A 24,888-nucleotide genomic window follows, 5' to 3' on the forward strand; every position below is an offset into this window, starting at 1 on the left:
TCGAGGTGGAAGACTATTCCGCCTGCGACAACCCCAGCACATCCAGCATCGAATAGAAACCGGGCTTCTTGTCGAAGGCCCAGACCGCTGCCGTGATCGCGCCGCGCGCGAAGATGGAGCGGTCGCCGGCGTAATGGGAAAGTTCGACGCGCTCGCCTTCGCCGGCGAAGATGACAGAATGTTCACCGATCACCGAACCACCGCGCAGTGTGGCAAAGCCGATGGTTCCGGTCTCTCGCGCCCCGGTATGGCCGTCACGCACACGAACGGATGACGTGGAAAGATCGACGTTGCGGCCGGCGGCGGCGGCTTCGCCCAGCAGCAGCGCTGTGCCGGAAGGTGCATCCACCTTGTGCTTGTGGTGCATTTCCAGGATTTCAATATCCCAGTTCTGCGCATCCAGCGCCTGCGCCGCCTGCTGCGTCAAGACGCTGAGCAGGTTGACACCGAGGCTCATATTGCCCGACTTGACGATGCGGGCATGGCGCGACGCCGCCTTGAATTTTTCCTCATCTTCCGGCGCGCAGCCCGTGGTGCCGATGACATGCACGATGCGGGCCTGTGCAGCGAGACCCGCAAAGGTGACGCTGGTTGCCGGTGAAGTGAAGTCGATCACCCCTTCGGCGTGGAGAAATGCCTGCAGCGGATCGCTGGTGATTTCGACGCCGATGGGGCCGAGACCGGCAATCTCCCCGGCATCGCGGCCGACAAAGGCCGAACCCTCGCGCGCGACCGCAGCATGCAGCTGAACGCCCGGCGTCTGGTGAATGAGGCGGATCAACGCCTGTCCCATGCGGCCCGCCGCGCCGACCACCACCAGTTTCATGCCGCTGCTGCCCATGCTGTCACTCACTTCTCATGTCGGGCGGATCGGAACCCGCCGGTATCGGATGTTTGATGTGTTCCGCATTGACGTTAAAGACCGTCCGCCCGCTTCGCAAGCATCACGTTGGAACGGTTCGGGCGATCAGACCCTCCAGCGCCGCCCGTCCAGCGCCAGGCCGAAATCGGAAGGTGTTCTCGCATAGGTGGCGAGGCCGGAAAGGGCCGCCTGAGGGTGGGTGACGACGAAAGTGGGGATGGTCCGCATCAGCGCGCTGTGCGGCGCCTTGTCTTCAAAGGCGGTCCGGAATTCCGGGCTCTTGAGCGCCGGAATGATCTTCTGCGAAATGCCGCCCGCGAGATAAACGCCGCCCTTGGCCATGAAGATTAGCGCGAGGTCGCCCGCCACGCGGCCGAGATAGGTGCTGAAAAGCGAAAGCGTTTCTTTGGCCTGTGCATTCTCGCCCGTGAGCCCCTGCGCGGTAATATCGGCCGGATCGGAAAAGACGGCTTCGATGCCATCGGCCTTGCAGACGGCGCGGTAAAGATTGACCAGCCCGCGCCCGCACAGAATCTGTTCGCCAGCGACGCGACCTTCGATGGTTTGGATATGCGGGAAAACCGCGTAATCACGCGCGCTTCTCGGGCCGATATCGATATGGCCGCCTTCGCCCGGAACCGGAAACCACATATGGCGCGCATAAACCAGGCCGGCCACACCAAGTCCCGTGCCCGGTCCAAGAACGACGCGAGAGGCCAGCACGTCTTTTTTGCCGGAGCCGATGGCGTCGCGGTTGTTGTCATCCAGAGCCGCAATCGCGAGCGCCTGCGCCTCGAAGTCATTGATGACGATGACGTCCTTCAGGCCGAGATTGGCGAGCATTCCCTTCGGCTTGACGACCCAATGGCAGTTGGTGAGCGGTATCTCGTCACCTTCGATCGGGCCGGCAATGGCAAGGATGGTCGAGACGGGCTGAAGCGAGGTCTTGTCCAGAACAGCCTGCTGGATGGCGTCGTCAATAGTTGGGTATTCCGCCGTCTTCACCGTTGTAAGGTGCACGGGCTCCGCAAAGGAATCGATCAGGATGGAAAAGCGGGCATTGGTGCCGCCGATGTCGCCAAGAAGGATTGGAAAGGACAGATATTCGGTATCGGACGTCTTCGGCATTGCCTGTTCCATGGTGGGAGGGTCAGTTGGCGACGTGGAAGTCGATGAGATTTTCTGCGGTGGCGCGGTTGAGCGCCATGGGAATATCATAGACCGTGGCAAGCCTCGTCAAAGCCTTCACGTCGACATCATGCGGCATTGCCGTCAGTGGATCGGTAAAGAAGATCAGCATGTCCACTTGGCCAGTGGCGATCATCGCGCCGATCTGCTGGTCGCCGCCGAGAGGGCCGCTTTTGAGGCGAATGACTTCAAGCCCGGGGCAGGCTTCCTGCACCCGTCCACCGGTGGTGCCGGTTGCGACAATCTTGAAATTGGCAAGCGCCTTCTGATGATGACGGGCGAAATCCGCCATATCGTCCTTTTTCTCGTCGTGAGCGATGAGCGCGATACAGCGTTGTCCTTCCATGGTCCCAGCCCGTCCCCGTAGAATTAAATCGATTTGAAGCCTTCTATAACAGCTTGCCGCCATTTGAAAAGGGAAGCTGTTGAATGCCTCATTTCTGTTTCAGTTCAATGTCGGGCGCTGGGTCGGAAGTGGAATATCCGAAGGCGGCTGCAGGGCGGGGGCCGCCTGAATGACCTGTTCCACGCTTTGCTGGCGCACGGCCTGGGTCGGCGAAGTTGAATAAGCCTGGGCAGCAATACCCTCGGGGTTGGCGGAAGGAGCGGCGGCCACGGCGGCGCAGGCAGCGGGCAGGTCGGAAACCATGACGGGACGCGGTTTCACCGGCTTGGCATTGGGGTCCTTTTTCGGCGGCGCCCATGGCTCCTTGGTGAACCACCAGGCAAGAGACTTATCGCAGCCATCGCCCCTGCCGACGGCGGCCTGCGGCTTGCAGTTCGGCGCGCCGGGCGGGCATTCGAGACGGATGTGGAAATGCTCGTCATGGCCGTAGATCGGCCTGATCTTGCCCATGAAGGTGCGATCGCCGGTCCAGGTCTGGCAGAGCTTCTGCTTGATCGCCGGGTTGACGAAAACACGCTCCACCTGCGGGTAACTTGCCGCCATCATCACCAGCCGTGCGTTCAGCGGCGACCACTTGCGGTCGTCAACCGTCAGAAACTTGCTCTTGTCCAGCATGGAGATGAAGGGCACCGTTTCGCGCTGTTCGACAGTGAGCCGAGGCGTGGGCATGGGCCGCCACCAGACATCTACATCGAGGCCGATCTGGTGCGAGGCATGGCCTGTCAGCATCGGACCGCCGCGCGGCTGGGAAATGTCGCCAAGCAGCAGGCCCGGCCAGCCGATTTTCTGGGCGTCCTGCGAAAATTGCTCAAGGAAGGAAATCAACTGCGGCTGGCCCCAGCGCCGGTTGCGCGAAAGGCGCATGGCCTGCCAGCCGGGACCATCCGTTGGCATGGCGACTGCGCCGGACTGGCAACCCTTGGCATAGGAGCCGATCGGCTGCGATGCGGCGGCGGAAGGCAGCGCCATGTGGCCGAACACTTCTTTTGCGGGCCTGTCTTCGGCTGACGCGGTTTCGATCTGCAGCTGCAGCGACGAGACGACCGACATCGCCAGCATGGTCGCCTTGAAAATTCTCGATGATCCCGCCGTCATATAGCCGTGCCCGCCCGATCAGTTGATTCTCTTGCCCCAAGAATAAACTGGAACGGGATTTTGTTAAAACCGTGTTTCGTGTTGCCCTTCAGGGCGGGATAACGACGCTGATAAAGAGCTTGTGAGACAGCGCATCTGTTTTTTGCCAATGTTTCTTTTATGCTCTCCGCAACAGGCACAAAAACAGGGACATTGACCCGATGATATTGGCACCACTGAAATCCCGACTTCTTATCGCCCTTATGGCGTCCGCCCTTCTGATGCCGGCGGCGGCTTCCGCCCAGTCGGGCGATGTCTGGCGAAAGGGGATTTCGACGGTCGGGGAGCTGAAGCATCCCGATGGATTTGACCATTTCGATTATGTAAACACCAATGCACCAAAAGGCGGCACGTTGCGCCTCTCCACATCGGGCACCTTCGATACGCTGAACCCGCTGCTGGCGAAGGGCGAGGCTGCGACGGGCCTTTCGCTCGTCTTCGATACGCTGATGAAATCGACGGAAGAGGAACTCTCGGCCTCCTATGGTTTGCTGGCGGAAGGCGTCAGCTATCCCGAGGATATCTCCAAAGCGACGTTTCGCCTGCGTCAGGAGGCCAAGTGGGCGGATGGTAAGCCTGTGACGCCTGAGGATGTCGTGTTCAGCTTCGAAAAAGCCAAGGACCTGAGCCCGCAGCTTGCGACCTATTACACCCACGTCACCAAGGCGGAGGTGAGCGGTGACAGGGACATCACCTTCACCTTCGATGAAAAGAACAATCGCGAGCTGCCGCAGATCGTCGGTCAATTGCTGATCGTTCCCAAGCACTGGTGGGAGGGCACCGGCCCGGACGGCAAACCGCGTGACATATCGCGCGGCACGCTGGAGCCTGTGATGGGTTCCGGCCCCTACAAGATCGCTGCCGTCGCCCCCGGATCGACCATCACTTATGAACGCCGTGACGATTATTGGGGCAAGGACGTCAACGTAAATGTCGGGATGAACAACTTCAAAACCATCGCCTACACCTTTTTTGCCGATCAGGACGTGGAATTCCAGGCGTTTAAATCGGGCACGATCGATTTCGCGCGGGAGGCTTCCTCCAGCCGCTGGGTCACGGGTTATGATTTTCCCGCTGTCAAAGACGGTCGGGTGAAGAAGGAGGAGCTGCCGAACATCTACCGTTCCGTCGGCATCATGCAGGCCTTTGTGCCGAACATGCGGCGGGAAAAGTTCCAGAACCCGAAACTGCGCAAGGCGCTGAACTATGCTTTCGATTTTGAGGAACTCAACCGCACGCTGGCTTACGGTCAGTTCCAGCGTATCAACAGCTTCTTCATGGGCAGCGAACTGGCTTCGTCAGGCCTGCCAACGGGTCGCGAACTGGAACTGCTTCAGGAGCTCAAGGATCAGGTTCCACCTGAGGTCTTCACGACGGAATACAAGAATCCCGTGGCGGGCGATCCGGCCAAGCAACGCGACAATCTGCGCGAAGCCGTCAGGCTGATGAAGGAGGCGGGATATGAACTGCGCGGCAATCGCATGGTCAATGCGAAAACCGGCCAGCAACTCGATATGGAATTCCTGATTGATTCCGCCGGCATGGAACGAACGATCCTTCCTTACGTCCAGAGCCTGAAGAAAATCGGCATCAACGCGACCATCCGCACAGTCGATGCCTCGCAATTCACCAACCGCACCCGCAGCTTCGATTACGACATTATCGTCAAGCTCTGGGCGACGTCGGCCAATCCGGGCAACGAGCAAGCCGATTACTGGGGTTCGGCGGCTGCTGATCGTCAGGGATCGAACAACCTCGCCGGCATCAAGAACCCGGCCGTCGATGCTTTGGTGCGCAAAGTCATTTTTGCGCCCAATCGCGATGAGCAGGTCGCTGCTGCCCGGGCGCTCGACCGGGTGCTGCTCGCCAACAGCTATGTCATTCCGCAATTCTACCGCGGCGAGCTGTTCATCGCCTATTGGAACACGATTATCCGCCCGGAAAACCTGCCTGAATATGGCATCGGTTTTCCTGAAGCCTGGTGGTCCAGCCAGGCCGGAAAATGACGCCGGCCTTGCTTTCGCGATCAAGGCTTGATTCACATAGGCCGAGACGAATCGCTTGAAATGCGCGTGACGCCGCTTTGAGGAAAGGACCGGGCTTGACCGAGACGAAAATCGCTGACCGAACGGCTGGGGGAAGAGGCTGATGGGCGCCTATATCCTCAGACGTCTGGCGCTGATGATCCCGACCATCATCGGCATCATGGGCATTTCGTTTCTTGTCATCCAGTTCGCCCCCGGTGGGCCGGTGGAACAGGTCGTCGCGCAGCTGACGGGTCAGGGCGACAGCGCCTCCGACCGGCTCTCGGGCGGCGGCGATCTCATGGGACAGTCAGGCGGCTTCGATGAAAGCGGTTCGAAATATCGCGGCGCGCAGGGGCTCGATCCGGAGCTGATCAAGAAGCTCGAAAAGCAGTTCGGTTTTGACAAACCGCCGCTCACCCGGTTCCTTGAAATGATGTGGAATTACATTCGCTTCGACTTCGGCGACAGCTTCTTCCGCAATTCGTCGGTCATCGATCTCATCATTGACAAGCTGCCGGTCTCGGCCTCGCTCGGTTTCTGGATTCTCATCATATCCTATGTGATTTCCATTCCGCTCGGCATCAAGAAGGCCGTTTCCGATGGCTCGACCTTCGATGTCTGGACCTCAGGCATCATCATCATCGGTTATGCGGTGCCGAGTTTCCTGTTCGGCATCCTGCTTATCGTGCTTTTCGCCGGCGGATCGTTTTTCGACTGGTTTCCGCTGCGGGGCTTGGTGTCTGATAATTTCGACCAGCTGAACTGGTGGCAGAAGATCATCGACTATTTCTGGCATCTTACCCTGCCGTTGATCGCGCTGTCGCTCTCCGCCTTTGCGACAACGACGCTTTTGACCAAAAATTCCTTCATCGACGAGATCAAGAAGCAATATGTCATCACTGCCCGCGCCAAGGGTCTCACCGAGCGCAAGGTCCTTTATGGGCATGTTTTCCGCAACGCGATGCTGATCGTGATCGCTGGCTTTCCGGGTGCTTTCATCTCGGCCTTTTTCACAGGCTCACTGCTCATCGAGAATATCTTCTCGCTGGATGGTCTCGGCCGCCTCGGTTATCTCTCGGTCGTCAACCGTGATTACCCGATTGTCTTCGGCACACTGTTCATCTTCTCGCTGATGGGCCTTGTCGTCGGCCTGCTCTCTGACCTCATCTACACATGGATCGATCCGCGTATCGACTTCGAGCGGAGGGACGTGTGATGTCGCTCGCTCATCCTGCAGGAACCGAGACGCTGGTAAATCCCAACCGCCCGTGGTTTTCGCCGACGACCAAGCGCCGCTGGCAGAATTTCAAGGCAAACCGCCGTGGATACTGGTCATTCTGGCTGTTCCTGCTCCTGTTTTTCCTGAGCCTGATGGCGGAATTCATCGCCAATGACAAACCCATCCTCGCCTCCTACAAGGGCGAGCTGCTGGTGCCGGTCATGGTGGATTATCCGGAGGAGAAATTCGGCGGGTTCTTGGCCCAGACCGACTACAAATCCTCTTTCATTCAGGACGAGATCAACGCCAATGGCTGGATGATCTGGCCACCGATCCGCTACTCCTACCAGACGGTCAATTCCAATATTCCGCATTCCGCGCCCACGGCACCTTTCTGGCTGATGGATAAAAAGGAGCGCTGCTCGGCCTATCCGCAGGGCGATGCCGATCCCGGCTGCACGCTTGGTAATCTGAACTGGCTCGGCACCGACAATCAGGCCCGCGACGTCACGGCGCGGATGATCTACGGCTTCCGCATCTCCGTGCTGTTCGGCCTGACGCTGACCATTGCTTCCGCCATTGTCGGCGTCACCGCCGGCGCAATTCAGGGCTATTTCGGCGGCTGGACGGACCTGCTTTTGCAGCGTTTCATCGAAATCTGGTCGTCCATGCCGGTGCTTTACATCCTGCTCATCATTGCGGCCATTCTGCCGCCCGGCTTCTTCGTGTTGCTTGGGATCATGCTGCTGTTTTCATGGGTCGGCTTCGTCGGCATCGTTCGTGCCGAATTCCTGCGTGCCAGAAACTTCGAATATGTCCGTGCCGCCCGTGCGCTCGGCGTCGGCAACTGGACGATCATGTTCCGGCATCTTCTGCCCAATGCCATGGTGGCGACGCTGACCTTCCTGCCCTTCATTCTTTCCGGCTCCATCACCACGCTTACCTCGCTCGACTTCCTCGGCTTCGGTATGCCGCCGGGCTCACCGTCGCTGGGCGAGATGATCGCGCAGGGCAAGAATAACCTTCAGGCGCCCTGGCTCGGTCTCACGGCCTTCTTCACCATGTCCATCATGCTGTCGCTCCTTATTTTCATCGGCGAGGCCGTTCGCGACGCCTTCGATCCACGCAAGACGTTCCGGTGATCGCCATGACGGAAACAAATATCCAGCCGCTGCTCTCCGTTCGCGATCTCTCCGTCGCCTTCCACCAGGGCGGCGCGACAAGTGTTGCGGTCGATCACGTCTCCTTTGACCTGATGCCGGGCGAAGTCGTTGCCCTTGTCGGCGAATCCGGCTCTGGCAAGTCGGTGACAGCCAATTCCATCTTGAAACTGCTGCCCTATCCGGCAGCAAGCCACCCCTCGGGCAAAATCCTGTTCGATGGCAAGGACATGCTGACATTGCCGGAGCGCTCGCTACGTGCGGTGCGCGGCAACGATATCACCATGATCTTCCAGGAGCCGATGACCTCGCTCAATCCGCTTCACACCATCGAGCGTCAGATCGGAGAGATCCTTGAGCTGCATCAGGCAATCACGGGGAGCGAGGCGCGTGAACGCACACTGGAGCTTCTGCGCCAGGTCGGCATCCGTGAACCGGAAAAACGCCTGAAAGCCTATCCGCACGAATTGTCCGGCGGCCAGCGACAGCGTGTGATGATCGCCATGGCGCTGGCAAACCGGCCGAAACTGCTGATTGCCGACGAGCCGACGACGGCGTTGGACGTGACGGTTCAGGCCCAGATTCTTGAACTCCTCGGTGATCTGAAGAAGCAACACGGCATGTCCATGCTGTTCATCACCCATGACCTCGGCATCGTCCGTAAATTTGCCGACCGCGTCTGCGTCATGACGAAGGGGAAGATCGTAGAAACCGGGACCGTCGAACAGGTTTTCAACGATCCGCAGCATGCCTATACACGCCACCTGCTGGCGGCGGAGCCCAAGGGCGAGCCACCGGTTTCCGACAGCAGTAAGCCTGTGGTCATGCAGGGCGACGATATCAAGGTCTGGTTTCCCATCAAGGCGGGGCTGATGCGTCGCGTTGTCGACCATGTTAAGGCGGTGGACGGTATCGATATCACGCTGCGTGCCGGCCAGACGGTGGGTGTGGTCGGGGAATCCGGGTCCGGAAAGACAACCCTTGGTCTCGCGCTCTCCAGGTTGATCGCATCTGAAGGACGTATCAGCTTCATCGGCCAGTCGATCGACCACTATTCCTATGAGATGATGAAGCCGCTCAGGAACCGGCTGCAGGTCGTGTTTCAGGACCCCTATGGTTCACTCAGCCCGCGCATGTCGGTGGGTGAGATCGTCGCCGAGGGCTTGAAGGTGCATGAGCGGTCGCTGTCTGCCGACGAACGCGATACGCGCGTCGCCACCGCGCTGGAAGAGGTCGGTCTCGATCCGGCCACCCGCTGGCGATATCCGCATGAATTTTCCGGCGGCCAGCGCCAGCGCATCGCCATTGCCCGCGCCATGGTGCTTAAACCCCGTTTTGTCATGCTGGACGAGCCGACATCGGCACTCGACATGAGTGTGCAGGCGCAGGTGGTCGATCTCTTGCGTGATCTCCAGGCAAAGCATGAACTCGCTTATCTCTTCATCAGCCACGACTTGAAGGTGGTGAAGGCACTTGCCAACGACCTGATCGTCATGCGTCACGGCAAGGTGGTGGAGAGCGGCCCGGCGGCGGAAATCTTCGCCAGTCCACAGCAGGATTACACCCGGGCGCTCCTGGCGGCTGCCTTCCACATCGAGGCCGTGAAAACGAAGGCGATTAGCCAGTAGGCCGCGTGGTGTTTCTGTTAAGGCAATGATTTTTCTGTTGCTTCGCGGAAAATGCCGACCCATGTTGCTGGGTATGTGACCCAGAGACGGATTGATTGCCATGGCAGCGGATGTGATCGTTTTGGGGGCGGGGATCATCGGGGTTTCCACCGCCTTGCAGCTGGCCCGCAGGGGCAGGTCGGTGGTGCTGGTCGACCGGCGCGGACCGGGTGAGGAAACCTCTTTCGGCAATGCCGGGTTGATCCAGAGAGAAGGTGTGGTGCCCTATGCCTTTCCGCAGGATATCGCCCTGCTGCTGCGCTATTCCCTGAATAACAGCATCGATGCCCGTTATCATCTCTCAGCTCTGCCCAAGATCGCGCCTTTTCTGGGCCGCTACTGGTATAATTCCGCAGCCGCGCGCCATGCGGCAATTGCCCGCGCCTATGCACCGCTGATCGAGCATTCGGTATCCGAGCACAACATCCTGATCGAGGAGGCCAAAGCCGGTGACCTGATCGTCAAGAATGGCTGGATGGAAGCCTACCGGACAGCCGCACGGCGGGACGCTGATTTTGCCTTTGCCGAACGTCTGGCGCGAGACCATGGCATTTCCCATACGAAACTCGACGCTGAGGAACTTGCCGCTGCCGAACCGCATCTGAGCCATGATTTCGTCGGCGGCCTGAAATGGAACGATCCCTGGTCGGTGCTCGATCCGCATGCGCTGACGCTCGCTTATGTCCGGCTGTTCGAGAGCCTCGGTGGACGAGTGTCAAGGGGCGATGCGTCCACCCTCAGTCAGACGGCAAGCGGTTGGACGGTGCGCACCGAAACCGGCGCAGTCGAGGCCGAACATGCCGTCGTGGCACTAGGCCCCTGGGCGGATACCGTCACCGAGCGACTGGGCTACCGTTTTCCGCTCGGCGTGAAGCGCGGTTATCACATGCATTACGCGCCGCAGGAAGGCGCTAAGCTCAATAACTGGCTGATCGATGCCGAGCGGGGATATTTCCTTGCGCCGATGCGAAAAGGTATCCGGCTGACGACGGGTGCGGAATTTGCCGAACGCGATGCGCCGAAATCGCCCGTGCAGATTGAACGGGCGGAGCGGGTGGCGCGGACCGTCTTTCCTCTTGGCGGCCGGCTGGATGCGGAACCGTGGATGGGTGCCCGGCCCTGCACGCCGGATATGATGCCGATAATCGGCAAGGCGCCACGTCACCGGACTTTATGGTTTGCCTTCGGCCACGCCCATCACGGGCTGACGCTCGGGCCCATTACTGGTCGTGTTCTGGCTGAAACGATACTGGGCGAAACACCTGTTATCGCGATTGACGCGTATCGCCCGGGAAGGTTCAATCCCTGAGAACGAAATCCGCTGGCCTTCTGTGAGCGGGCCACGTAACATGGTCCCATGCAAAGGGGAAAAGGGGCAGACGTCATCATGGTGGCGAGGTTTCTCATCTATCAGCAGCAGGATGATTTTCGCTAGCGAAGATTGCTGCGCATGATCAGAGATGGAAACGGCTTGCTGGTGCATGATGGATGATATTGAAAACGCAAAGAAATTTTTCGTCGATAACCCCGATATCGAAATACTCGAAGCCTTTGTCATAGATGCCAACGGCGTGCCGCGCGGCAAATGGATTCCGCGCGAACGGGCAATCGACGTGCTTGAAAAGGGGATGGCCATTCCCCGTTCCGTTTATGCGCTGGATATTTGGGGCCGTGATGTCCACGCTGCGGGCCTCGCGGAGGGCACGGGTGATCCGGACGGCTTCTGCTTTCCCGTTCCCGGCACACTGTCGCGTGTGACATGGCTCGGCCGGCCGACGGCGCAGGTTTTGCTCGCCATGAAGAATCCGGATGGAACCGGTTTTTACGGCGATCCGCGCCATGTTCTGGCGCAGGTTCTCAATGCTTATAAAAAAGCGGGTTTGACCCCTGTCGTGGCCACTGAACTCGAGTTTTACCTGATCGATCCCGTTCGTTCGGCGCTCGATCCCGTGCGTCCGCCGCACAGCCGCGAGGGCCGGTGGCATACGGGCCAGACGCAGGTCCTGTCGATTTCAGAGTTGCAGGATTTCGAAGATGTTTTCCACGACATCGCGACAGCGTGCCGCGCGCAGGGCGTGCTTGCCGATACGACGCTGCGGGAAAACGGTCCCGGCCAATATGAGATCAACCTCAATCACGTGCCTGACGCGTTGCAGGCTGCCGATTTTGCCGTTTTTCTAAAGCGTATCGTTAAAGGAGTGGCGCGTCGGCATGACCTCGACGCCACCTTCATGGCCAAGCCCTATGGGCTGCAGGCAGGCAATGGCATGCATGTGCATTTCTCCGTTCTCGACAGGGATGGCAGGAATATCTACGCGGGAGAAAACGGCCCTTCGGATGCGCTGCTGCATTCGGTCGGCGGCCTCCTTGAAAACATGGGAGAGAGCATGGCGATCTTTGCACCTCATGCCAATTCCTATCGCCGCCTCACACCGAGCGAACATGCGCCGACCTATGCCTCCTGGGGTATCGATAACCGCTCGGCAGCGGTGCGCGTCATTGTTGCCAGCAAGGCGGCGACGCGTATCGAACACCGCGTCGCCGGCGCCGACACCAACCCCTATCTGGTTCTCGCGATGATACTGAGCGCCGCGCTCGCCGGCATGAAGGAGAAGCGCCAGCCCGGCGGCGCGATTTCCGGCGACAGTCACGCGATCAACCATGAGCCGCTGCCCACCAACTGGGACTATGCGCTGCAACGCTTCACGCGGTCCAGCTTCGCCTATGCGACGCTTGGCCAAAAATACCGTACGCTGTTTTCCGCCTGCAAACAGCAGGAGCTTTCCGAATTCTCCCTGCGTGTAACCGACGTCGAATATGACGCCTATATCAGGACTGTGTGAATGGCTGAGGTCACCAACATTCCCAATCCCGGCCACACATCGTCATGGTATGCGGCCTCCGCCAATGTCAAAACCGTGCGCCCGACGCTTGAGGGCGCGCTGGAAGCCGATGTCTGCGTGATCGGCGGCGGTTTCACCGGCATTTCCGCCGCCCTTGAACTCAGTGAACGTGGCTACGCGGTCATTGTGCTGGAAGGCGTGCGGGTGGGCTTCGGCGCGTCGGGGCGCAACGGCGGGCAGATCGTCAACGGTTACAGCCGGGATCTCGAAACCATCGCCGGCCGCTACGGGCATGACAAGGCAGTGAAGCTTGGGGAGATGTCGCTTGAAGGCGGCGCGATCATCCGCAACCGCGTCACCAAATATGCCATCGACTGCGATCTGGTCGACGGCGGTTTCTTCGCCGCCTTCACGTCAAAGCAGATTCGCGAAATGGAGGCACACAAGGCCCATTGGGAAAAACATGGTCATGGCGGCCTGGAAATGGTCTCCGGAGCGGATGTCGGCCGCTACGTGAAGACCGATCGTTACGCCGGTGGCATGATCGATCGTTTCGGTGGCCATATCCATCCTCTTAATCTCGTGCAGGGCGAGGCGGCGGCTGCCGAAAGCCTGGGCGCTCGGATATTCGAAAATTCGCGGGTCATTGCGGTAGAGCAGGGGGAAAACCCCGTCGTGCGGACGGCAACGGGCAGCGTGAGGGCGAAATATGTTCTCGTTTGCGGCAATGCTTATCTCGGCAAATTGCTGCCGGAAATCGGCGAAAGGATGATGCCGGTCTCGAGCCAGGTCATGGCAACGGAGCCCCTTAATGCCGATCTGATTGAGGCGCTTCTGCCCGCCAATTACTGCGTCGAAGATGCCAATTACATTCTCGATTATTACCGTCGCACCTCGGACAACCGTCTGCTTTACGGCGGAGGTATTGGTTATGGCGGCAGCGATCCGGCCGACCTGACAGGCGTGATCCGCCCGAACATGCTGAAGACCTTCCCGCAGCTGGAAAAGATAAAGATTGAGTATGCCTGGAGCGGCAACTTCGCCTTGACCCTGACGCGTATTCCGCACATGGGCAAACTGTCGGACAATATCTACTTTTCCCATGGCGACAGCGGTCACGGGGTCACGACCACGCATCTGCTCGGCAAGATTTTGGGCGAGGCCGTTGCAGGCCACGCCGAACGTTTCGATATCTGGAGCTCCTTGCCGAACTACCCCTTCCCGGGTGGCAAGACGTTCCGCGTTCCGCTGACCGTACTTGGCGCCTGGTGGTATGGCCTGAGAGACAGGCTCGGGCTTTAAAACGCGACCGTTTTCAAAGCGGAAAGCGCGTTCGAAACGATCTCTTCCGGGGTCGTATCGATGCTGACGGCCACGACGCCGGGCTCTCCCGTTGGTACTTCCAGCGTGGCAAGCTGGGTCTGAAGCAGCGAGAGCGGCATGAAATGGCCCTTGCGCTCGCCCATCCGCCGGCTAAGCAGTTCCAGGCTGCCATCCAGATAGACGAACGCCAGCGGGCCGCCTGCGGCCTGGCGGAGGCGGTCGCGATAGATTTTCTTGAGCGCCGAGCAGGAAACGACAACACCGTTGCTTTCGCTGCCTTTGCGCAGTTCCGCGCCGACGAGATCGAGCCAGGGCCAGCGGTCTTCATCCGTAAGGGGAATACCCTCTGACATCTTGTCGACATTGGATTTGGGGTGGAGTTTATCGCCCTCAATAAAGGCAATGCCCAGTTTCTCCGCCAGACCTTCCGCGACCGTGGACTTGCCAGAACCGCTCACTCCCATCACGACGATTGCCTGTGTCACCCGAACCTCTGAAATTTCTGTTTCGACGGTCTGCCCCTACCATGTGCGGCGAATGTCGGGAATATAAAATGTGACGCATGTCCGGGTCATTGCCCGGTTCTGCGGGCCGCGGTCCTTTCCAGGGCGGAAAAGCCGGTGTGTATCAGGATCGCCAGTGCCGCAACAGTAAGCCCGCCCTGAAGGATGAAAGCGAGATTGTTGGATTGCAGGCCGGCGATGATAACTTCCCCAAGCGTCCTTGCGGCAACGGTTGAGCCGATGGTGGTGGTGGAAAGGCTGATGACCGCCGAAAGTCGGATCCCGGCGAGGATGGCCGGCAGGGCGAGCGGCAGCTCCACTTTTACGAGCCGTTGCCAGCCGGTCATGCCGCTGCCTCTTGCGGCATCCACCACTGCTGGCGGAAGGGTGGTAAGTCCGGTCAGCGTATTTTCGAAGACGGGTAGCAGGGCATAAAGAAACAGCGCGATCAGAGTGGGTTTTTCGCCAAAACCGATTATCGGCACCGCAAGCGCCAGCACCGCCACGGGGGGAAAGGTCTGGCCGATATTGACGATGCTGCGGGAGAGCGGAAGGAAATCCCTTCCGAAGGGCCGGGTTACGAGAATGGCGAGCGCACCCGCCATCATCGTGGCAAACCCCGTTGCGATAGCAACAGTGGCGAGATGCGAAAGGGTGAGGGAAAGCAGATTGGCCTGCGTGTAGATGGCTGGCGCATTGGCCTGCACAAGGGGGCTGAACAGGGGCGAGAAGCTCTGGGGCGAGGTAAGAAACGCCATCAGCGCCAGCACCAGAAGCCCCAGGGCGAAGAAAGAAGCGGCTTTTCTCATCGGTTTCCGGCGGCGCGCTGGAGGAGAACGTCACGCCGCACCAGGCCCGCGGGCTGTCCGCCGTCTTTTATTACTGGCAGGACATCGCGGCCCGCCCATAACATGGCCGAAAGCGCGTCGCGCTGGCTTGTATGTTCGCTCAGCGGCTCGCCCTCGGCGCTTCCCGGCTCCACAACATCGGCAACCGAGAGGACCGAGAGCAGTTTCAGCGCGCGTTCGTTTTCCCCGATCATGGTGCGCACGAAGTCATTCGCGGGTTTCAGCACCAGTTCTGCCGGCGGACAGTCCTGCACGATACGTCCCTTGTCCATGACTGCGATACGATCAGCCAGATGAAAAGCCTCGTCCATGTCGTGCGTGACGAGAACAATGGTCACGCCAAGCTTCTTCTGTATATCGATGAGGTCTTTCTGGGCCTTGGCGCGGATAACCGGATCGAGAGCGCCGAATGGCTCGTCCATGAGGAGAATGTTCGGTTCAGCGGCCAGCGCCCGCGCCACGCCGACACGCTGCTGCTGGCCTCCGGAAAGTTCATGTGGGAAACGCTCGGCATAAAGCGCAGGTTCGAGCTGGAAGAGATGCATCAGCGCATCGATCTTCGCAGCGATGCGTTTGCGGTCCCAGCCGATCAGCTGCGGCACGGTCGCGATATTCTCCGCCACCGTTCGATGCGGAAACAGGCCATGGCCCTGAATGGCATAGCCTATCTGGCGGCGAAGCTTGAATCCGGGTATCGCGCTGGCATCTTTTCCGTCTATCCGGATTGCGCCGGAAGTTGGCTCCACCAGCCGGTTTATCATGCGCAGCAGGGTGGTTTTTCCCGACCCCGACGTGCCGACGATGACGGTGACGGTGCGCGGCGCGACCGTTAGTGATACTTGGTCCACAACGGTCGTATCGCCATATCGCTTCGTGATGGTGTCGATTTCGATCATGCCTTTTGCCTTCCGCCTGCGCTGAAGAGATTGCTGTCGATGAGGGCGTCAAGCATGATTGCAGCCGCAAAGCCGAGGAGAACGGTCGGCACGGTACCCAGCAGCACGAGGTCCATCGCCGTCTGCCCGATGCCCTGGAAGACGAAAACGCCAAAACCACCGCCGCCAATCAGCGCCGCGATCGTCGCGAGCCCGATATTCTGCACCAGCACGATGCGGATGCCGGTGAGGATGACCGGCATGGCCAGCGGAAACTCCACCCGCAGCAGGCTTTGCGTCGAAGTCATCCCGAGTCCGCGCGCCGCCTCCCGGACTGCTCGCGAAACGCCGGAAAGGCCAACCACCGTGTTGGAAACCACCGGTAGCAGCGAATAGAGAAATAGCGCCACGAAGGCGGGCGCCATGCCTATGCCGGCGATGCCGATCTTTGCCGCGCCCGGCACCGTCGCTGCGATCCATCCAAGCGGCGCGATCAGCAAACCGAAAAGAGCGATGGAGGGTATGGTCTGGACGATGTTGAGGGTGTTCAGCACGCCCGCCCTCAGCCGCTCCACCTTGTAGCAGAGGAGGCCGAGCGGAATGCCCACGAGCGTCGCCGCAACGAGCGAGCCGATGGCGAGCTGCACGTGCCGCAGTGCCTCGGTCCAGAATGTGTCGGCTCTCCCGGTATATTCCCTGATGATCGAGAGATCGTTCCAGAGACCGCTTGTCAGCACGGCCGCAAGCGCAGCCATCGCCAGCAGCAACAGCAAAATCCGAACGACGGGCCTGGGCCTGAGACGGGCTATACAATCCGTAGCAAGCAGAGCCAGCCCGGCAAAAATCAGCCAGAAACCGCTGGCAGGCGAGACGCGGGCAAAACTATTGCCCTCCGGTGTCAGGAAAGAAGCAGCCTGACCGACGAAAACCGCCAGTACTGCAAGCCCGACCAGCGCAATCGTGAGTTTGAGGCTGGTGGAAAAGCGAAAGAACGCGATGAAAGCAGCAAGAAGAACGACGGTGGTGATAATTGCGGCAGCCGAAGCCGGGAGGGCTTCGAAAACCGTTCGTGTCTCACCCTGAACGATCCGGTTCGCACGGAATGTCATGAAGGGCGCCACGAGAAGCGCATAGAGAAGCAGGCATGAAATCACCACCCCCACCTTGTCAGGCCATTTCGTCAAAATCCCGCTCCCCTGTCTCATCGATCAGGCGAAGGCCGGAAGAACGAATTTTCCCGACCCGTCGCCCGGAACCACAGACTATTACTTGACGAAGCCGTTCTTGGTCAGGAAGTCGAGCGCGACGGTTTTTGCCTGCTCGCCGCCCACCTGCACACGGGCGTTAAGCTCCTGCAGGGTCGCCAGATCGAGCTTTTCAAACACGGGTTTCAAAAGTTCCTCGATATTCGGATGCTTTTTCAGGACTTCTTCGCGAATGATGGGCGCCGGCTGATAGACAGGCTGCACATGTTTGTCGTCCTCCAGCACCACGAGACCGGACGGGGCGATGCCGCCATCCGTGCCGTAGACCATGGCGGCATTGGCGTTGTTGGTCTGGTTGGCTGCGGCTGCGATGGTAGCGGCCGTATCGCCGCCGGACAGCGTGATCAACTGGTCCGGCTTCATGGTGAAGCCGTAAGTGGTCTGAAACGCCGGCAGGGCAGCAGCCGAGTTGACGAATTCGGAAGAAGCGGCAAGAACCACTTCACCGCCGCCGGCAACATATTTGCCGAAATCGGAGAGCGTCTTCAGCTTGTTTTTGTCCGCAACATCCTTTCGCAGCGCGATTGCCCAGGTATTGTTGGCCGGGGAGGGCGTCAGCCAGACGATTTTGTTGGCGTCATAGTCGAGCGTCTTTGCTTCCTGGTAGGCCTTGGCGGCGTCCTTCCAGAGCGGGTCATCCGCCTTGGAGAAAAAGAAGGCGGCGTTGCCGGTATATTCGGGGTAGATGTCGATCTCGCCCGCGGTAATCGCCTTTCTGACGACTGGCGTTGCGCCGAGCTGAATGCGATCCGTCGTCTCGATATTGTTCTTGCTGAGAACGGCGAGAATGATGTTGCCGAGAACGCCACCCTCCGTGTCGATTTTCGACGACACGACCACTTGCGCCTGAGCGATCGAAACAGAAAAGGCAAGCGCAAGTCCGGCGCCCGTCAACGTCATCAAGCGGTTCATGAATGGTCCTCCGATGGGTCAGCCTGCCGAACAGGCGAAAGGTCGCCGCCCGCAATTGCGGCTAAGCGTGAACGTACCGGAGAGAAAAAGGTTGCAATGCTGCCAGCATTTTTCCGGCAGATGTCAGGTTTCGCCGTCTCGTTTTCGGGCATCCTTTCCCATGACGAGCGGCATAAGAACCGACAGGAACAGAAGCCTGATGACGTGATGCGAGCCGACATAGGCGGTATCTGCGTGCATCATGACCGCCATCGCAGCCATGGTTTCGAGGCCGCCCGGTGAATAGGCGATCATTACCGCATTGAGCGGAACGCCGGTCACGTGGGAAATCATCCAGGCAATACTGCCGGCGATCACCATGACGGCGATGGTGACGACAAAGCCCGCTACAAAGCCCTTGCGCACCTCCATCAGCGAGACATTCGAAAACCGTGTCCCGATCAGGCAGCCGATCAGCACATACACTGGAAGGCTGAGCCAGGTCGGGACGCCGCCTTCAGTGAGGCCGGTAATATGCGTGCCAATGGAGATCGCGACGCCGCCGAGCAGCAGGGCAGCAGGAAACTTCCAGCGCAGGAAAAGCCAGCCGGTCAGCAGGGAAGCGACGATGGTCAGTCCCAAGGTAAGGAGATCCATCGGCGGTTTGGTGAGGAGCGGTTCGGTGCTGACAAGATCGAAATATTCCACGATCAGCGGTACGGAAAGAGTGAGCGCAAGTACCCTGACGCTTTGCACGATGCTGACGGTTGCGAGGTCGCTTTTCGTCTCGGCCCCGAGGCTGATGATATAGCTGAGGTGGCCGGGGGAAGCGCCGAGCATTGCCGTGGTCCTGTCGTAACCGAAGCCGTAATGCAGTATCCAGTAAGCGACATAGAGCATGATGACGACAGCGACGAGGACGACGACAAAGCTCACCGGCCAGGTCTTCGCAGCGTCTATCACGGAGGGCGTCACGCTCGTTCCCATCGAAATGCCGACAACGACGAAACAGGCATTGCGTATGAAGGCGGGAATGCCAAGCCTGAGGCCTGCCAGTCCAGAGATCGTCACCGCAAGTGCCGGGCCGGATAGAAAGGGTGCCGGGATATCGATGAGGCTGGCGAGCAGCGCACCTATGCTGCCGATGAGCGCGGTAAGCGCAAATGTATGGAATTCAGGCTTGATGATCATTGCGACGCTGATTGGTTGCTTGAAAAAGCTCGCGACCAAATGCGCCGCTTCCGTTCGCGAGGTCAACACGCGGGATCAAAAATATTCTGTCTCGCGCGGCTTCCTTAAAGAAAAGCCCGTGACCTCATGGGCACGGGCTATGGTGTAATCGCCAGGGAAGCAATAAGACGATCATGCAGCCGGAAGGGCAGCGACCTTCGGCATCGTGGTGTCGAGGCCAAGCAGAAAGTTGATCTGCGGCCGAGCCTTGACGAGATCGTCGATCGAATATTCGGCCAGTACGTCGAAGAAGGCGTTGAGCGCCTTGCGCAGTGCCGAATTCAGGCCGCAGCTGTCAACAAGAGGACATTCGACGGCGCCGTCCTCGAAACATTCCGCCATGGCGAAGCTGTCTTCGGTGACCCTGACCACATCGAACAGGCTGATCTTTTCGGCAGGCTTGCCAAGCCGCACGCCGCCATTGCGGCCGCGAACTGTTTCCACCAGGCCGGCCTTGTTGAGCGGCTGGAGGATCTTGAACAGGAACAGCTCGGAAACGCCATAGGCCTTGGCAATCTCCGGAATGCGGCTCAGATGGCCTTCATTTGCGGCGCAGTACATCAACATGCGCACGGCATAGTTGGTCTGTTTGGTCAAGCGCATGCTGGTCTCCTAACTCTCAATGTGGAGTTATATAGTCTCTTTTTCAGTTTAGAACAATTCCAGAAACCGAAAAAACTGGCATCCATCCGAGATTTCTCAAACAGCCTTGTTGACCGCCTTCATGATTCATGAACAAACAAGTCAAGAATCGGAATGTAATGGAGGCATTCACAATGGCAAGCTTGAAATCATATTTTTCCGCTGCCGTTTTTTCAGGGATGATGATCCTTTCCTGCGCACCCAAAGCCTGGGCAGAGGGAGAGGTTAATGTCTATTCCTATCGCCAGCCTGAATTGATCCAGCCGCTGCTCGACGCCTTTACCAAGGAAACGGGAATAGAGACGAATGTTCTTTTTCTCGACAAGGGACTGGTGGAACGCATCCAGGCAGAAGGCGTCAATTCGCCGGCCGATGTGCTGTTGACGGTCGATATCGCCCGGCTGGTCGAGGCCAAGGAGGGCGGTGTCACGCAGCCTGTTCTCAACGATCCCGTCATCGAAAAGGATATCCCCGCCAATCTGCGTGATCCCGAGGGCGAATGGTTCGGCCTGACGACACGCGGCCGGGTTGTCTATGCCTCGAAGGAGCGGGTGAGCCAGAAGGATATCACCTATGAGGAACTGGCGGATCGGAAATGGAAGGGCAGGATCTGCATTCGCGACGGCCAGCATTCCTATAATATTGCGCTGATCGCCTCAATGATTGCACATCATGGTGTCGATTATACCCGCACCTGGCTTACCGGCCTGAAGAACAACCTTGCCCGCAAACCTGATGGAACCGACCGCAGCCAGGCGAAATCAATCTTTTCCGGGGAGTGTGATATTGCCCTTGGCAACACCTATTATGTCGGCCTGATGCTGACAAATGACCGCGAGCCGGAAGAAAAGGAATGGGCGGGTTCCGTGCGCGTCATTTTTCCCAATGCGGGCGACCGCGGCACCCATGTGAATATTTCCGGCATGGCCCTGACGAAATACGCCCCCAACAAGGACAATGCCCTGAAACTCATGGAATTCCTGGCATCGCGCGAGGCACAGGAAATCTACGCCAGGCAGGTCTTCGAATATCCGGTGCTGCCCGGCGCCGAGCCGTCGGATGTGGTCAAGGGCTTCGGCCCCATCAATCCCGACAAGTTGCCGCTGACGGACATCGCCGCCCATCGCAAGCAGGCATCCGAACTGGTGGACGAAGTGGGCTTTAATGACGGCCCGACCAACTGATCTCGGGCCCTGCTTCCAGCACGATGAATTCCAGTCAAAAAAGCCCCGCTGCAAAACAGCGGGGCTTTTTTGTATGCCTGCTTGCGGCTTATTTCATCGTCGGCATGACGAATTCGGCACCCGACTTGATGCCAGACGGCCAGCGCGAGGTGATGGTCTTGGTCTTCGTCCAGAACTTGATCGAATCCGTGCCGTGCTGGTTGAGGTCGCCGAAGCTCGAAGCCTTCCAGCCGCCGAAGGAATGGTAGGCGAGCGGAACCGGGATCGGAACGTTGATGCCGATCATGCCGATATTGACGCGGCTTGCGAAATCGCGGGCTGCATCGCCGTCGCGGGTGAAGATGGCGACGCCGTTGCCATATTCATGCTTCATCGGCAGTTCCAGCGCCTCTTCGTAGTTCTTGGCACGAACGACCGACAGAACCGGTCCGAAGATTTCCGTCTTGTAGATGTCCATGTCAGGGGTGACGTGGTCGAACAGGCAGCCGCCGACAAAATAGCCGTCTTCATAGCCCTGCAGCTTGAAGTCGCGGCCGTCGACCAGAAGCTTCGCGCCCTGTTCCACGCCGCTGTCGATCAGGCCCTTGACGCGCGTCTGGGCTTCCTTGGTGACGAGCGGGCCCATATCGGCCTTGTCGTCGGTGTAAGGACCGATCTTCAGTGCCTCGATCTGCGGAATGAGCTTTTCAACGAGACGGTTTGCCGTCTCTTCGCCGACAGGAACTGCAACGGAAACAGCCATGCAGCGCTCGCCGGCCGAACCGTAACCGGCGCCCATCAGCGCGTTCACGGCCTGATCGAGATCGGCGTCCGGCATGATGATCATGTGGTTCTTCGCGCCGCCGAAGCACTGCGCGCGCTTGCCGTTCATGGCAGCGGTGCCATAGACGTAACGGGCGATCGGCGTCGAGCCGACGAAGGAAACCGCGCCGATATCGGGATCGGTGAGGATGGCGTCGACGGCACCCTTGTCGCCGTTGACGACGTTCAGGATGCCGGCCGGAAGACCGGCTTCGATCATCAGTTCCGCGAGGCGGATCGGCAGCGACGGGTCGCGCTCGGAAGGCTTGAGGATGAAGGCGTTGCCGCAGGCGATCGCCGGGGCGAACATCCACATCGGGATCATGCCGGGGAAGTTGAACGGGGTGATGCCTGCGCCGATGCCGACCGGCTGGCGGATCGAATACATGTCGATGGCCGGGCCCGCGCCTTCGGTGAACTCACCCTTCTGCAGATGCGGAATGCCGCAGACGAATTCGCAGACTTCAAGCCCGCGGACGATATCGCCCTTGGAATCTTCGACAGTCTTGCCGTGCTCGCTGGAGAGCAGCACCGCCAACTCGTTCATGTCTCGGTTCAGAAGTTCGACGAACTTGAAGAAAACGCGGGCACGACGCTGCGGATTGGTCGCAGCCCATTTCGGCTGTGCCGCCTTGGCGCTTTCGACAGCCGCGCGCAGTTCGGCGTCGCTGGCAAGCGCGACCGTAGCCTGAACTTCGCCCGTGGCCGGATTGTAGACATTCGATGTGCGGCCGCTGGTGCCCGGCACATGTTTGCCATTAATGAAATGACCGATTTCCTTCATGGTGTTCCTCCAGAATGTGATGGCGCAGCATTGCCTTTCGATTTGCACAAATCAATCGCCTGAAATAAGCATCAATTGTGCAAAAACAGACACAAGGAACGTGGCGTGAACTGGGATGATGTACGTTTGTTCTTGAGCGTGGCGCGAAGCGGCCAGTTTCTTTCCGCGGCCAGAAAGCTCGGTGTGAACCACGCCACTCTCAGCCGCCGGGTTTCCGCACTGGAAGCCGCCATCGGTACCCAGCTCTTCCTGCGCAGCACCAATGGCTGCGAACTGACGGAGGAGGGTCAGCGACTTCTTGCGAGTGCGGAGCGCATGGAAACCGAAATGCTGAATGCCCAGGCTAATCTCGGTCGCGTCGATACGGCGGTTGCGGGAACGGTGCGCATCGGCGCGCCGGACGGCCTCGGCGTATCCTTCCTCGCGCCAAGGCTTGGCAGACTGACGGCGCGTTATCCCGATCTGAAAATCCAGCTCGTTCCGGTGCCGCGTTCCTTTTCGCTGTCGCAACGTGAGGCTGATATCGCCATCACCATCGAAAGGCCGGAACAGGGCAGGCTGATGTTTTCCAAGCTCACCGATTATTCACTCGGCCTCTATGCCTCGGCGAATTATCTGGCTGACTACGGAACGCCTGATGATGTCGAGGCACTGAAACGCCACCGGCGGATCGGTTACGTGGAGGACCTGATCTTTTCGCCTTCGCTAAACTTCACCGGCGAAATCATGCGTGACTGGGACGCCGCCTTTGAAATCTCAAGCGCTACCGGCCAGACGGAGGCAGTACGATCCGGTGCAGGGATCGGCATCCTGCACAATTACATCGCGGGCCAATATCCCGAACTTATACGGATCATCCCGCATCTCACCATCAGCCGGTCCTATTGGACGGCTTATCACGAATCCGCTCGCCAGTTGGTCCGTGTCCGCACGGTGGTCAATTTTCTCCAGGAACTCGTGGCCGAAGAACGACGCATCTTCACCTGATATCCGAAGCCCCGGCGTAATAGTACTATTAATTGTGCAAACCCGTCCGTTCTGGACTTGACAAAGGACGGCTGGTTGGACGACCAATGCAACCATTGGGAGATCGGAACTGACATGTCGACTATGATAAAAAAGCTTTCGCCGACGGGCCTCGGCGTGGCCGTGATGCTGCTTGGAATGCTGCTGTTTGCGTTGAACGACGCCATGGGAAAATGGCTCGTATCGACCTACAGCCAGGGCCAGGTGATCCTTATCCGAAGCGCCGCGGCGCTGGTCATCCTTGTTCCGATCGTCTGGAGAGCCGGCCTCTCCGGCCTCGTGAAAATCGAGCGGCCCGGCCTTCAGGCGGCGCGCGTCTTTTTCTCCACGGCCGAGCTTTTCTGTTTCTATTTCGCGGTCGCGGCGCTGCCCCTGGCGGACGTCATGACCTATTGGCTCGCGGCGCCGATTTACGTGGCGGCGCTCTCCCCGTTTCTGCTCGGAGAAAAGGTCGGCTGGCGTAGATGGACGGCCATTGGTATCGGTTTTGTCGGCGTTCTCATCGCGCTCAAGCCGAGCTCGGCAAGCCTAACCTCCGCTGCACTCTTTTCTATCCTCGGCAGCGCCGCCTTTGCATTCATGATGTTGTCCGGCCGCCAGCTGCGCAATACGCCCGACACGGTGCTCGCCTTCTGGCAGATCATCGGCGCGGCGCTTGCGGGCATTGTCGCCGTGCTCGTCACGCCATCGGGATGGCTGCCGGTGCAATCCGGTTTTGATCTTGCTTTCCTCGGCCTGCTCGGCGTCGTCGCCATGGCGGCGCATGTGCTGGTCAACCGGGCGCTCAAACTTGCCGATGCTGCAACGGTTGCGCCGCTGCAATATACGCTGCTGCTCTGGGCGGTCATTTTTGGATGGCTGTTCTTCGGCGATGTGCCCCAGACAAGTATCGTGGTCGGCGCGGGTCTGATTGTTCTTTCGGGCCTTTACATCTTCTTTCGCGAAAATACGCTCAAACGCCGCCGCGAAACCGCCGAAGATCTGGCCGCAGAGCAGGTTTGATCTCTGGT

General features: G+C 59.2%; 22 protein-coding genes. 10 read left to right on the forward strand and 12 right to left on the reverse strand.

What is annotated here, in order from left to right:
* Positions 1–13: 13 nt before the first annotated feature.
* The 4 genes from dapB to mepA all read right to left on the reverse strand — a co-directional run bounded on the left by dapB (position 14) and on the right by mepA (position 3,551).
* The gene (gene dapB, locus BTN45_RS13975; protein WP_137069307.1) at positions 14–841 is read right to left on the reverse strand and encodes a 4-hydroxy-tetrahydrodipicolinate reductase; all 828 of its coding nucleotides are present in this window, start codon (positions 839–841) and stop codon (positions 14–16) included.
* A 126-nt stretch (positions 842–967) separates the two neighbouring features.
* Positions 968–1,990 carry a glucokinase gene (locus tag BTN45_RS13980; protein ID WP_207588337.1) on the reverse strand — a complete coding sequence of 341 codons (1,023 nt, stop codon included), beginning with the start codon at positions 1,988–1,990 and terminating at the stop codon, positions 968–970.
* Between the two features lie 22 nt (positions 1,991–2,012).
* On the reverse strand, positions 2,013–2,396 hold the full coding sequence (locus BTN45_RS13985; RefSeq protein ID WP_004439265.1) for a methylglyoxal synthase: 384 nt from the start codon (positions 2,394–2,396) through the stop codon (positions 2,013–2,015).
* A gap of 99 nt (positions 2,397–2,495) precedes the next feature.
* Positions 2,496–3,551, reverse strand: a complete 1,056-nt coding sequence (mepA, locus tag BTN45_RS13990) for a penicillin-insensitive murein endopeptidase (protein ID WP_207588346.1) — start codon at positions 3,549–3,551, stop codon at positions 2,496–2,498.
* 200 nt (positions 3,552–3,751) lie between these two features.
* Between mepA and BTN45_RS13995 the strand changes: the two genes are divergently transcribed.
* From BTN45_RS13995 to BTN45_RS14025, 7 genes are all read left to right on the forward strand, one after another.
* Positions 3,752–5,596, forward strand: a complete 1,845-nt coding sequence (locus BTN45_RS13995) for an extracellular solute-binding protein (RefSeq protein ID WP_184285138.1) — start codon at positions 3,752–3,754, stop codon at positions 5,594–5,596.
* A 142-nt stretch (positions 5,597–5,738) separates the two neighbouring features.
* Positions 5,739–6,833, forward strand: a complete 1,095-nt coding sequence (locus BTN45_RS14000; protein ID WP_004439268.1) for a microcin C ABC transporter permease YejB — start codon at positions 5,739–5,741, stop codon at positions 6,831–6,833.
* Positions 6,833–7,978 (forward strand): ABC transporter permease, encoded by a 1,146-nt coding sequence (locus BTN45_RS14005; protein WP_072493824.1) that lies wholly within the window; start codon positions 6,833–6,835, stop codon positions 7,976–7,978. Before BTN45_RS14000 ends, BTN45_RS14005 begins: the two co-directional genes overlap by 1 nt.
* Positions 7,979–7,983: 5 nt before the next feature.
* Positions 7,984–9,624 carry an ABC transporter ATP-binding protein gene (locus tag BTN45_RS14010; RefSeq protein ID WP_037089634.1) on the forward strand — a complete coding sequence of 547 codons (1,641 nt, stop codon included), beginning with the start codon at positions 7,984–7,986 and terminating at the stop codon, positions 9,622–9,624.
* 100 nt (positions 9,625–9,724) lie between these two features.
* A complete protein-coding gene (locus tag BTN45_RS14015) occupies positions 9,725–10,972 on the forward strand; it encodes an FAD-binding oxidoreductase (protein WP_207588349.1) in 1,248 nt (415 codons plus the stop codon).
* Between the two features lie 172 nt (positions 10,973–11,144).
* Positions 11,145–12,506 (forward strand): glutamine synthetase family protein, encoded by a 1,362-nt coding sequence (locus tag BTN45_RS14020; RefSeq protein WP_004439273.1) that lies wholly within the window; start codon positions 11,145–11,147, stop codon positions 12,504–12,506.
* Complete coding sequence (locus tag BTN45_RS14025; protein WP_037089485.1) at positions 12,507–13,808, forward strand: FAD-binding oxidoreductase; 1,302 nt, start codon at positions 12,507–12,509, stop codon at positions 13,806–13,808.
* Here BTN45_RS14025 and BTN45_RS14030 read toward each other — a convergent pair.
* From BTN45_RS14030 to rirA, 7 genes are all read right to left on the reverse strand, one after another.
* Complete coding sequence (locus BTN45_RS14030) at positions 13,805–14,293, reverse strand: gluconokinase (RefSeq protein WP_207589745.1); 489 nt, start codon at positions 14,291–14,293, stop codon at positions 13,805–13,807. The genes BTN45_RS14025 and BTN45_RS14030 overlap by 4 nt on opposite strands.
* A gap of 107 nt (positions 14,294–14,400) precedes the next feature.
* The gene (locus BTN45_RS14035; protein WP_207588351.1) at positions 14,401–15,141 is read right to left on the reverse strand and encodes an ABC transporter permease; all 741 of its coding nucleotides are present in this window, start codon (positions 15,139–15,141) and stop codon (positions 14,401–14,403) included.
* Positions 15,138–16,076 (reverse strand): ABC transporter ATP-binding protein, encoded by a 939-nt coding sequence (locus BTN45_RS14040; RefSeq protein WP_207588353.1) that lies wholly within the window; start codon positions 16,074–16,076, stop codon positions 15,138–15,140. The genes BTN45_RS14035 and BTN45_RS14040 overlap by 4 nt, the downstream gene beginning before the upstream one ends.
* Positions 16,073–17,239 carry an ABC transporter permease gene (locus tag BTN45_RS14045; RefSeq protein WP_207588355.1) on the reverse strand — a complete coding sequence of 389 codons (1,167 nt, stop codon included), beginning with the start codon at positions 17,237–17,239 and terminating at the stop codon, positions 16,073–16,075. Before BTN45_RS14045 ends, BTN45_RS14040 begins: the two co-directional genes overlap by 4 nt.
* Positions 17,240–17,320: 81 nt before the next feature.
* A complete protein-coding gene (locus BTN45_RS14050; protein WP_142182046.1) occupies positions 17,321–18,232 on the reverse strand; it encodes an ABC transporter substrate-binding protein in 912 nt (303 codons plus the stop codon).
* Positions 18,233–18,355: 123 nt separating this feature from the next.
* Positions 18,356–19,402, reverse strand: a complete 1,047-nt coding sequence (locus BTN45_RS14055; protein WP_035206796.1) for an AbrB family transcriptional regulator — start codon at positions 19,400–19,402, stop codon at positions 18,356–18,358.
* A gap of 171 nt (positions 19,403–19,573) precedes the next feature.
* Positions 19,574–20,044, reverse strand: a complete 471-nt coding sequence (rirA, locus tag BTN45_RS14060) for an iron-responsive transcriptional regulator RirA (protein ID WP_004439283.1) — start codon at positions 20,042–20,044, stop codon at positions 19,574–19,576.
* Positions 20,045–20,262: 218 nt separating this feature from the next.
* On the opposite strand from rirA, the gene BTN45_RS14065 reads away from it, so the two are divergent.
* On the forward strand, positions 20,263–21,267 hold the full coding sequence (locus BTN45_RS14065) for a Fe(3+) ABC transporter substrate-binding protein (RefSeq protein WP_246751691.1): 1,005 nt from the start codon (positions 20,263–20,265) through the stop codon (positions 21,265–21,267).
* Between the two features lie 88 nt (positions 21,268–21,355).
* Here the strand turns inward: BTN45_RS14065 and BTN45_RS14070 are convergent, their stop codons facing one another.
* Positions 21,356–22,852: a CoA-acylating methylmalonate-semialdehyde dehydrogenase gene (locus BTN45_RS14070; RefSeq protein ID WP_004439286.1), complete on the reverse strand. Its 1,497-nt coding sequence runs from the start codon at positions 22,850–22,852 to the stop codon at positions 21,356–21,358.
* Positions 22,853–22,957: 105 nt separating this feature from the next.
* Here BTN45_RS14070 and BTN45_RS14075 point away from each other — a divergent pair, with 105 nt between their 5' ends.
* Positions 22,958–23,839, forward strand: coding sequence for a LysR family transcriptional regulator (locus BTN45_RS14075; protein WP_004439288.1), 882 nt, complete (start codon positions 22,958–22,960; stop codon positions 23,837–23,839).
* A gap of 114 nt (positions 23,840–23,953) precedes the next feature.
* Positions 23,954–24,880, forward strand: a complete 927-nt coding sequence (locus BTN45_RS14080) for a DMT family transporter (protein WP_004439290.1) — start codon at positions 23,954–23,956, stop codon at positions 24,878–24,880.
* Positions 24,881–24,888 lie beyond the last annotated feature (8 nt).

The organism is Rhizobium sp. ZX09, assembly GCF_017357485.1.
GTDB classification, from domain to species: Bacteria; Pseudomonadota; Alphaproteobacteria; order Rhizobiales; family Rhizobiaceae; genus Agrobacterium; species Agrobacterium pusense.

Excerpts from the sequence above, each read along its gene's own strand:
- BTN45_RS14005 (WP_072493824.1), top strand. The coding sequence starts at position 6,833 with ATGTCGCTCGCTCATCCTGCAGGAACCGAGACGCTGGTAAATCCCAAC.
- BTN45_RS14010 (WP_037089634.1), top strand. The coding sequence starts at position 7,984 with ATGACGGAAACAAATATCCAGCCGCTGCTCTCCGTTCGCGATCTCTCC.
- BTN45_RS14070 (WP_004439286.1), bottom strand. The coding sequence starts at position 22,852 with ATGAAGGAAATCGGTCATTTCATTAATGGCAAACATGTGCCGGGCACC.
- dapB (WP_137069307.1), bottom strand. The coding sequence starts at position 841 with ATGGGCAGCAGCGGCATGAAACTGGTGGTGGTCGGCGCGGCGGGCCGC.
- BTN45_RS14050 (WP_142182046.1), bottom strand. The coding sequence starts at position 18,232 with ATGAACCGCTTGATGACGTTGACGGGCGCCGGACTTGCGCTTGCCTTT.
- BTN45_RS13995 (WP_184285138.1), top strand. The coding sequence starts at position 3,752 with ATGATATTGGCACCACTGAAATCCCGACTTCTTATCGCCCTTATGGCG.
- BTN45_RS14035 (WP_207588351.1), bottom strand. The coding sequence starts at position 15,141 with ATGAGAAAAGCCGCTTCTTTCTTCGCCCTGGGGCTTCTGGTGCTGGCG.
- rirA (WP_004439283.1), bottom strand. The coding sequence starts at position 20,044 with ATGCGCTTGACCAAACAGACCAACTATGCCGTGCGCATGTTGATGTAC.
- BTN45_RS14030 (WP_207589745.1), bottom strand. The coding sequence starts at position 14,293 with ATGGGAGTGAGCGGTTCTGGCAAGTCCACGGTCGCGGAAGGTCTGGCG.
- BTN45_RS14015 (WP_207588349.1), top strand. The coding sequence starts at position 9,725 with ATGGCAGCGGATGTGATCGTTTTGGGGGCGGGGATCATCGGGGTTTCC.
- BTN45_RS13985 (WP_004439265.1), bottom strand. The coding sequence starts at position 2,396 with ATGGAAGGACAACGCTGTATCGCGCTCATCGCTCACGACGAGAAAAAG.
- mepA (WP_207588346.1), bottom strand. The coding sequence starts at position 3,551 with ATGACGGCGGGATCATCGAGAATTTTCAAGGCGACCATGCTGGCGATG.
- BTN45_RS14000 (WP_004439268.1), top strand. The coding sequence starts at position 5,739 with ATGGGCGCCTATATCCTCAGACGTCTGGCGCTGATGATCCCGACCATC.
- BTN45_RS14080 (WP_004439290.1), top strand. The coding sequence starts at position 23,954 with ATGTCGACTATGATAAAAAAGCTTTCGCCGACGGGCCTCGGCGTGGCC.
- BTN45_RS14065 (WP_246751691.1), top strand. The coding sequence starts at position 20,263 with ATGATGATCCTTTCCTGCGCACCCAAAGCCTGGGCAGAGGGAGAGGTT.
- BTN45_RS14040 (WP_207588353.1), bottom strand. The coding sequence starts at position 16,076 with ATGATCGAAATCGACACCATCACGAAGCGATATGGCGATACGACCGTT.
- BTN45_RS13980 (WP_207588337.1), bottom strand. The coding sequence starts at position 1,990 with ATGCCGAAGACGTCCGATACCGAATATCTGTCCTTTCCAATCCTTCTT.
- BTN45_RS14020 (WP_004439273.1), top strand. The coding sequence starts at position 11,145 with ATGATGGATGATATTGAAAACGCAAAGAAATTTTTCGTCGATAACCCC.
- BTN45_RS14025 (WP_037089485.1), top strand. The coding sequence starts at position 12,507 with ATGGCTGAGGTCACCAACATTCCCAATCCCGGCCACACATCGTCATGG.
- BTN45_RS14055 (WP_035206796.1), bottom strand. The coding sequence starts at position 19,402 with ATGATCATCAAGCCTGAATTCCATACATTTGCGCTTACCGCGCTCATC.